The sequence below is a fragment of the Endozoicomonas sp. genome (assembly GCF_031844845.1).
Taxonomy (GTDB): Bacteria; Pseudomonadota; Gammaproteobacteria; order Pseudomonadales; family Endozoicomonadaceae; genus Endozoicomonas.
In genome coordinates this window covers 1-7,533 of the sequence record NZ_JAVRMB020000123.1, presented here as the reverse complement: position 1 = coordinate 7,533, position 7,533 = coordinate 1, and the positions used below count along the sequence as shown (strand labels likewise).

The 7,533-nt window shown below is 51.1% G+C and carries 9 protein-coding genes and 1 pseudogene; all 10 read right to left on the bottom strand.

Annotated elements, in window-relative coordinates; genetic code table 11:
• Window positions 1-141: 141 nt before the first annotated feature.
• A complete protein-coding gene (locus RM811_RS05920) occupies window positions 142-1,206 on the bottom strand; it encodes a hypothetical protein (RefSeq protein WP_402521783.1) in 1,065 nt (354 codons plus the stop codon).
• A 168-nt stretch (window positions 1,207-1,374) separates the two neighbouring features.
• Window positions 1,375-1,860 (bottom strand): hypothetical protein, encoded by a 486-nt coding sequence (locus RM811_RS05915; protein ID WP_402521780.1) that lies wholly within the window; start codon window positions 1,858-1,860, stop codon window positions 1,375-1,377.
• Window positions 1,861-1,890: 30 nt separating this feature from the next.
• Window positions 1,891-2,331: a structural protein gene (locus tag RM811_RS05910; RefSeq protein ID WP_402521778.1), complete on the bottom strand. Its 441-nt coding sequence runs from the start codon at window positions 2,329-2,331 to the stop codon at window positions 1,891-1,893.
• The gene (locus RM811_RS05905) at window positions 2,328-2,654 is read right to left on the bottom strand and encodes a hypothetical protein (protein WP_402521786.1); all 327 of its coding nucleotides are present in this window, start codon (window positions 2,652-2,654) and stop codon (window positions 2,328-2,330) included. The genes RM811_RS05910 and RM811_RS05905 overlap by 4 nt, the downstream gene beginning before the upstream one ends.
• A 163-nt stretch (window positions 2,655-2,817) precedes the next feature.
• Window positions 2,818-2,898: pseudogene (locus tag RM811_RS05900) on the bottom strand (hypothetical protein); the annotation flags it as partial.
• A 170-nt stretch (window positions 2,899-3,068) separates the two neighbouring features.
• Complete coding sequence (locus tag RM811_RS05895; RefSeq protein WP_402521776.1) at window positions 3,069-3,404, bottom strand: hypothetical protein; 336 nt, start codon at window positions 3,402-3,404, stop codon at window positions 3,069-3,071.
• Window positions 3,367-3,888: a sigma factor-like helix-turn-helix DNA-binding protein gene (locus RM811_RS05890; RefSeq protein WP_402521774.1), complete on the bottom strand. Its 522-nt coding sequence runs from the start codon at window positions 3,886-3,888 to the stop codon at window positions 3,367-3,369. Before RM811_RS05890 ends, RM811_RS05895 begins: the two co-directional genes overlap by 38 nt.
• 25 nt (window positions 3,889-3,913) lie before the next feature.
• Window positions 3,914-4,699 carry a C2H2-type zinc finger protein gene (locus RM811_RS05885; protein ID WP_402521772.1) on the bottom strand — a complete coding sequence of 262 codons (786 nt, stop codon included), beginning with the start codon at window positions 4,697-4,699 and terminating at the stop codon, window positions 3,914-3,916.
• Window positions 4,700-4,794: 95 nt separating this feature from the next.
• A complete protein-coding gene (locus RM811_RS05880; protein ID WP_402521771.1) occupies window positions 4,795-6,168 on the bottom strand; it encodes a DNA modification methylase in 1,374 nt (457 codons plus the stop codon).
• Window positions 6,169-6,173: 5 nt separating this feature from the next.
• The coding region (locus tag RM811_RS05875) for a DNA modification methylase (RefSeq protein WP_402521768.1) at window positions 6,174-7,533 on the bottom strand (1,360 nt) is incomplete at its 5' end.

The window sequence follows — 7,533 nt, the reverse complement described above, 5'->3', positions numbered from 1 at the left end:
TCTGCAATGCACTCGCCCCATTCCTCGTATGCATCCTGCAGTGCTTTTTCGTTGGGGTATTGGACCTTGAACGATGCACCATAAACCCGGCCGAGTCGGTTGAAAAAATACCGAATCTTTTTGTCTTCCAGGGTCAGGCTTTCAGCACTGCTCCCAGACTTCGTCCGGGGTACCGGAGAGCGGGGTGAATGTGCTTTGTCCATGCTGACCACGTTGGTAGGTTTCTCGGTTGGCATCCATGCTCTCCCGGTTGATTGCGTTGTGAATAAAACGGTCGATCTGGTCGGCGTCTTTGAAAATTACATGCAGCCCGTCGTACCGTTGCCCACGGTCGTTGTCTCCCACGTTGTGTGGCGTGAGGCTGCAACCCAGAATGGCCGTTTTCAGGTCGTTGATGGGATAGCCAGTCTTGATGGCGTTGCGGATTAGTTTCCGCCGTTTTTCGTCCAGCTTTGCGGTGGGGTGATTCATGGTGGTTTGCCAGAATTTGAATATTTCCAGGATGGCGCTTGGTTTTTTTTGTTCTGGCTCACTCTGCCGATTGGCTGCTTCGGTGTTTTCGTTTGATGGGATTAATTCACCGGTCAGCTCATCAACGTCCGGTTGAGCGTCAGCTCGACAAGAGTCTTTGAAAGAATTACTGCTATAGCTACTGTTACTGTTACTGCTATATCTACTGCTACTGGTTTCGGAAGGGTTTCCCAAGGGTTCCGAAAGGGTTTCAGAAGGGTTTAATCTGTCATCTCTGGCTTTCTCATACCCTGCTTGTAATTCATTGAATTGCTGTTTAATTTTTTGATCTTTATTGGCGATAGTTTTCACAGCATCACCAAGATAAGACAGTGGTCTTTCAATTCCGTCTATATTTTTTGGAAACTTCATCATCAGTTTGATGATGGACTTAATCTGATTGGGGTTTTCCGGTGCGTTATACTTTAAAAAATTATTAATCACTACCCATGAAGACCCTTCCTTAACGGTTAAGAAACCCTTTTGAAACAGTTTGGAAAGGGTTTCTTTTGCGTCTTCCAACGTCCAATCTTTCCTATCTCCAGAAATTGTCTCTGGTGTTATTCTCAGAATGCCCGTCATGTCGCCTGTTGGATGAGTCAACAAATAAACGGCAAGCACCACTTCTTTGTCGGTCATGTTATAAACCTTGTCTTGCCACCAGAACTGGCAATATATTTTCCCATAATCTCGCATTAATAAATCCTTCTAAAGCAATTGAAACGGGAGGCGGCCGTAACACCTCCCGGGTTTGATAAGGCAGTTGACCTCTGCCATCGTTCACCAGCACAGTTTTGGGAAAGGAGAGGCTGGCACGACTGCGGGTGTTACCCACCGCCCGCTGGGGTTCCGCTGTGCAATCGTCTAACTCTGTCGTTTTTCTGCTGCTTTGATCAGGTAGGGAGCCACGTTCTTAATGGCTCTCTCTCCAAATAGAAAACCCAACACCAAAAGGTTGATAACGATCAGAGCGGATTGCTGTTGCTCTGAAAGCTCCCATTGGGTAAACCATTGGTAGTCGAGGTACAGGGTGAAAAAGCCCCAGATCGGGCGCTGGCATCCTCTGGCAAATAGCACCAGGTGGCCGATGATCGGGATGCTCTTGAGGTCTTTGGCGGTGCCTTCCAGCTGGCTGACCCGTTCAGTGAGGGCCTGTTCTGCTTTTAACAGGGCGGTGTCGGCCTGATGGCGTTTCTCCTGTTCCAGCCTCTGAAGCTCCATATAAACTTTGCCCTTTTGCTCCAGGGTCATGTCGGGTGGGAAGTAGGTTTTGACTGCGTCGTATAATGTGTCAGCCAGTCCGCCGCTGAGGGTGTTGATCAGGGTGCTGGCGATTTTGCTAAAGCTCATGTGCTTTCCTTGCGTTGCTTTCTGAATGGCTCAGTGAATAATCCGGTGGGGAACGCCTTCTTTTTCCCAGGTAATACCCGTGTCGATTAACCAGTCGCTGTAGGGCTGGCATCCGAGTTCGTGGTGGATCAGGGCTTTGATGATGGGGTTGAGCAGAGGGTTGATGCCCATGGGTATGCGCTGATATTCCGCCAGACCTATCCGCTGGCAAACGCTCCTGACATAAGCGTCAGTGTCATTCTCATTAGGCGGTGCCCAGCGATTAATGATCTCCCTGAGCGTCCTTAATTGGTGCTTGTGGTAGTAATTGATAAGAATTCGAGTCATCGCCCGGACGCCGTACTCTGGCGATATAAACTGGCAGAAGGCGTCGTCGGTCTGGGTCGCTTTTAATCCGAGCCAGTCATCACCGTGGCGAATGTTTCCCGGGTTATTATTTCTCCAGCCCCGGATGTTTCTCATTTCGTTCATGGTTCACTTCCTTGTGTATAGGTGGAGCGTTCTCTGTCCTGGATGCCGTTCCAGGTGTCGTATACTTTCAAGCCGACCAGCAGGAAGCTGGCGATGGCGGCGACGACCGTTCCAATGAAAAATAGCTTTCTGACCTCTTCACCTAATTGCCGCACCAGACTGTGGGTCTCTTTGCCTTCTTCCTTGATTTCGGTGATGTCCTTATTCATGGCCGTAAACTGCACCTCCAATTGGTTCACCGAATGCTCCAAAGAGTTCACCCTGGGTGGGGTATGTTCCAGTTCGGTCACCCGGTGTTCCAGCACCGCCATGCCTTTTTCCATCTGGGTTATTCGTTGTTCGGTCATCGCCTCCTCCCTGAAGGTAGCCCTGGACGCCTGTCCTGAGATGGCGGCATGTCAGACCATAGCGGGGAAAGTTATCGCCCTGGACGATCTTGCGTATGGTACGCTCCACCAGTCCGAACCGCTGACCGATGGATTGCTTATGTTCCCCTGCCCACACGGCCTGCCTGATTTCCTGAGTCCGAATCCGGACGGCCATCTGCTGGGGGATATACAACAGCATTCCACCAAATCGGGAGGCCAGCTTTTGGGCGGCGTCCATGCCAATGACTTCTACTATGGGCGATTCTGCGCTCGGTTTTGATGCTATATATTTCCGCTGTCCACCCAATGCTCGCTCCAGCTTGAGGGTGGTTTCCCGGCCGATCAGCTCGATGATTTCCGGTTCGCTGCTCACGCTTGTATTCCGTACCTGGCGATGAGAATGGCATCAGCTCTGTTATGGTCTTTTTTTCGTGTCAGTGGTGCCGCTGGATAAAGCTCTAAGGCTCTGGTTCTGGAAACGTCTTTTTCTTTGCCGATAAGTCTGGCTCTGCGCTTCCAGGTGACGGGGGTGATATAAGTCAGTGGCAGGTTAATAGTACTGATGACACCTTCAATGGCTCCGAAACTGCGCCCCATATTGAACATGGAAGTGACGCCCTGTTTTGGCATGGCGTGTACTTGTTCCAGGTAAACCATCGCTATGTGATCAGCTTGTTCCTGCCAGTGCCGCAGAATATTGGCCATGCCATAGCTGAAGATGCGCTGCTTTTTGCCTTCGGTCACGGTGGGGAAGTCGATCACGTCGACCAGCTGGAGGGCCATTGCTCTCAACCGGTAGTGCGGGCACCAGCACGTTGCCTTGGTTGGTTAGTTTGTCACCGTCAGGTGTCGTGTGTGCGATCTTTTTGGGTGCTTCAAATCCGTATATTTTGGCTCGCTGGTCGATGGCTTTCATGATTCTGTCCATCGCCTGCAGGTCGCCTTTCAATGCCTGCTTCATGGCCTCCCGGATAATCCAGTCCAAACGCTGCAAATCAAGGGTCTTGTTCAGCTTTGCCATCTGGCGGGTTTCTTCTTCTACCTCGCCCAGAGCTTTGGCTACTGCCTTGTATGCGGCGGTCTTGGAGACGCCTAATTGATCGCCTATTTGCCGGTAGGAAAGACCAAGTGTACGGAGTTCCAGTGCTTTTCGTTGTAACTCCTTGGCTTTAATGGTTTTTTTGTCCATTTCGTCATCCCTGTCGTTAACCTGCTTATGCGTTTACCATTTTGATGGTTATTTCCGGATCAATATCGGGCGATGTTGTAATTTTGTAGGGAGGAAATGGGAAAGGATTTTCACAATACGTTGGATATATATGTTTCCGATCTGGGTGATTATTGTTTGAATGACTCTTAACATTGCCTACGGTTTTTGCTACATAATCACAAAATATGCATTTGTAAGGCTTCTCTCCGGTATGGGCTCGCATGTGTGTTTTCAGATTACATCTCTGATTGCAAGCGTAATCACATATCCTACATACGAAAGACTTCTCGCCAGTATGGATTCGCATGTGTTGTATCAGACTAGATGAATACTCAGAAGCGAAATCACATTGCCCGCATTTATGAGGCTTCTCGCCGGTATTGTTTTGCTGCGATATCGTGTACTTCAAGGCCTCGATGTTCTGGTACTGCTGAGTCTGCTGACACCACTGGTATATATCGTGTACATGGAACATATGTTGATGAACCAATTCTGGTACTTGCCCTGAGCCTGAAAGCTGTTGAATCTGCCTTCCCGCAACCTGATTTTCAGGTGTGGCTACTTTCAAGCGTTTCTCTCTAAGGTCTGGAGTGCTGGGCCTTTCATCGTCTCTTTTTCGTTTTTCTACTCGCTGGTCTAAAGGTTTTACTGCTTTGGTTACAGATCTTCCAGATGTTGAGCATTGCTGCCCTTTTTTAGCCAACTCTTTCTGCTCTTTTTCAGCCAACAGATGAGCCGCATCCAGTAATATTCCAATACCACGCCCATCCCGTAGAACTTTTATATCCATTTACTTATTGCCTTTGTCTATGAATATTTATGTTGAGACAGATAAGAAGTAACAATGTTCCCCCCCTCCCTGATGGCTCTTTAGTTCCATATAACTCACTCATCGCTGCTCTCTCTTTGCTCTGTCATCTCTGCCAAACTCAACCCAGTCTGCTGGCAGACGATACCCACCTCTGGAAACTTCCGCCTGAAACGCTCCAGGGTCACATCGCAATATTCCGGAGCCAGTTCCATTGAGTGCATCCGTCGTCCGGTGTTCTCGGCGGCGATCAGGCTGGTGCCGGAACCGTTGAAAGGCTCATAGCAGCTCTCACCGTCGTTGGTGTATGCCTCGATAATGTGCTGCGGCAGGGTGACCGGAAAAACCGCAGGGTGGTCGATGCCATCGCCAATACTCCCTTTCTGGCGCATCAACCGGATTACGCTGTCGGGTATTTTGAAGTCCTGTATGGCTTGCCCTGAATGCGTCCAGCCGCCCACCTCGCCATCATTGCTGCGAATACCGCCGGCATCCTGCTGGTGGCTGACTTCGCCTGCTCCCTCGCAGGGGACGATCTTGTTAGGCTTTCGCTTCTGTTTGTTGAAATGAAAGATCAGCTCAAATGCTGGCGCTAATCGTCCTGCCCAATCACCCGGCATGCCCGGTCCCTGATCCCAGACGTACATCCCAAACCGTCGCCATCCGTCTATCCGCATAAATTCCAGCCAGCCATTCCAATAAGGTTGCCACTCATTTTTGTGGTGGATCATCCCCAAATTGACCAGCACTTGCCCTGCCTGGTGCATCGCCTTGCCGAGGGTGGTGGAACCGAAGACGCCGGTCATGAGTTTGTCCCAATCACTGATACCATCTGTGGTGTAGTCCCGTTGGTTGCCATAGGGCGGACTGGTGAAGCAAAGGCGAGCCTTACGTCCGTCCATCAATGCCTCTACGTCTGTTGCTTTGGTGCTGTCACCGCACATGAGCCGGTGCTGGCCTATCTGCCAAATATCACCTGGCCGGGTCACTGCCGGTGCGTTGGTTATGTCGTCTTCAGGTACTTCCAGGCTGTCGTTTTCTTCTGGTGCTGTGGGTGGCTCAAGGTCGGCCAACATATCCAGCAGGGCATCGTTGTCGGTTTCTACCTGCCCGAGCAGCTGCTGTAAGGTGTCGGCGTCAGTCTCTGCCAGTGCGCTAATGGGATCAAGTGTTGCCAGGGCGAGCTTTTCTTCTGCTTCGCTGAGGTCTACATAAATCACGGGAACCTCTTTCGCCTTGTGCTTTCTGGCCAGCTCTACTCTGAGGTGTCCGTCAATCAATCGTCCGGTGCGCTGGTTGACGATGACTTGCTGTATCCATCCAAGGTCGTCCAGTACGCCTTCCATTGCCGCTTGTTGTGCCGGTGGATGTCGTCGCCAGTTGTCCGGGTTTAACATCAGCTTTTCCGGACTTTCCATACCATTGCCGGTGATGCGTTGCTTCCATGCCATGTTGATTATCCTTTGAATTCCTTTCCGTTCTGGTGCTTTGCCTGCTGCCCGGTGAATTCCTGCCACCGCCTTATAATCACGTCGCAATAAACCGGGTCGAGTTCCATCATTCGGGCCTGTCGTCTTAACTTCTCGCAGGCGATCAGGGTGCTACCGGAACCACCGCATAAATCCAGAACTGTGTTTTGTCGGGTGCTGCTGTTGCGGATCATGTGGATAAGCAGGTTGACCGGCTTCATGGTAGGGTGCTCGCCAGATCTGTGGGGTTTATCTTCCTTGATGACTGAGGTGTTCAACTGGTTGCGAAGCTGCCGGCAGTAGTTAACCAGTGACGACTTTTCCATGTTCTTGAAGTCGGGCTCATCGTCGACCACGGTGGACTTGTTGAATTCGCCGAACCACTGGTGGGCGGCTCCTGGCTTCCAGCCGTATAAAATCGGTTCATGCTGCCAGTTGTAATCCTGTCTACCCAAGGCAAAAACATTTTTTACCCAAACGATGCACTGTTTCAGTAAAAATCCAGATTCCACCAGTGCGCTTCTGAAGTTGACGCCTTCGCTGTCGGCATGGGCGACATAAATCGGGCCGCCCGGTTTTGTCCACAGGCAGGCGGCTGTGAATAAGTCCCGCAGAAACTCTCTGAATTGTGCATCGCCCATTTTGTCGTTTTGGATGGTGAGTGCGTCTTTGGTTTTTCCCTCGTAATCCACGTTATAGGGTGGATCAGTCATTACCATGTCCACCTGTTGCGATTGCACCAGCTGTTCTACCTGCTGCTGGTTAGTACCATCGCCGCACATCAGACGGTGGGTGCCTAAAATCCAAATGTCACCGGGCTTGCTGATGACTTTGCTCTGAGGATCCGGGCAGTCGTCGTCATCGGTGAGACCATCTTCCGGCTCATCCAGCAGGTCTGCCGATGCGAGGCTCTCCAATAGGCCGTTCAAATCATCGCTTTGTACTTCCAGCCCTTCGATGAGGCTGTCCAGCATCGCCTGATCGGTCTCTGCCATAGCAGACAATGGGTCTATTGTTGCCAGTGCCAGTTTTTCTTCGTCTTCGGAAAGGTCGACGTAAATAACCGGCACTTCGGTTTCGCCTTCCCGCAGGGATAGCTCCACCCGCAGGTGGCCATCCACCAGGTGGCCGGTTCTCTGGTTGACGATCACCTGTTGAATCCAGCCGATCTGATCCAATGCTCCCTTGAGGGCATCCTGCTGACTTTTGGGGTGGATGCGCCAGTTCTGCGGGTTGGCCAGCAGTTGCTCCGGGTTTTCCTTGCCCTGGCCGATGATCCTGTCCTGCCACTTGCTCATGCTTCGTCCCTGCTGGCTGTGGATAAGCCCATGGCTTTCAGGCGGCTCA

Excerpts from the sequence above, each read along its gene's own strand:
- RM811_RS05920 (WP_402521783.1), bottom strand. The coding sequence starts at position 1,206 with ATGCGAGATTATGGGAAAATATATTGCCAGTTCTGGTGGCAAGACAAG.
- RM811_RS05915 (WP_402521780.1), bottom strand. The coding sequence starts at position 1,860 with ATGAGCTTTAGCAAAATCGCCAGCACCCTGATCAACACCCTCAGCGGC.
- RM811_RS05910 (WP_402521778.1), bottom strand. The coding sequence starts at position 2,331 with ATGAACGAAATGAGAAACATCCGGGGCTGGAGAAATAATAACCCGGGA.
- RM811_RS05905 (WP_402521786.1), bottom strand. The coding sequence starts at position 2,654 with ATGGAAAAAGGCATGGCGGTGCTGGAACACCGGGTGACCGAACTGGAA.
- RM811_RS05895 (WP_402521776.1), bottom strand. The coding sequence starts at position 3,404 with ATGGCCAATATTCTGCGGCACTGGCAGGAACAAGCTGATCACATAGCG.
- RM811_RS05890 (WP_402521774.1), bottom strand. The coding sequence starts at position 3,888 with ATGGACAAAAAAACCATTAAAGCCAAGGAGTTACAACGAAAAGCACTG.
- RM811_RS05885 (WP_402521772.1), bottom strand. The coding sequence starts at position 4,699 with ATGGATATAAAAGTTCTACGGGATGGGCGTGGTATTGGAATATTACTG.
- RM811_RS05880 (WP_402521771.1), bottom strand. The coding sequence starts at position 6,168 with ATGGCATGGAAGCAACGCATCACCGGCAATGGTATGGAAAGTCCGGAA.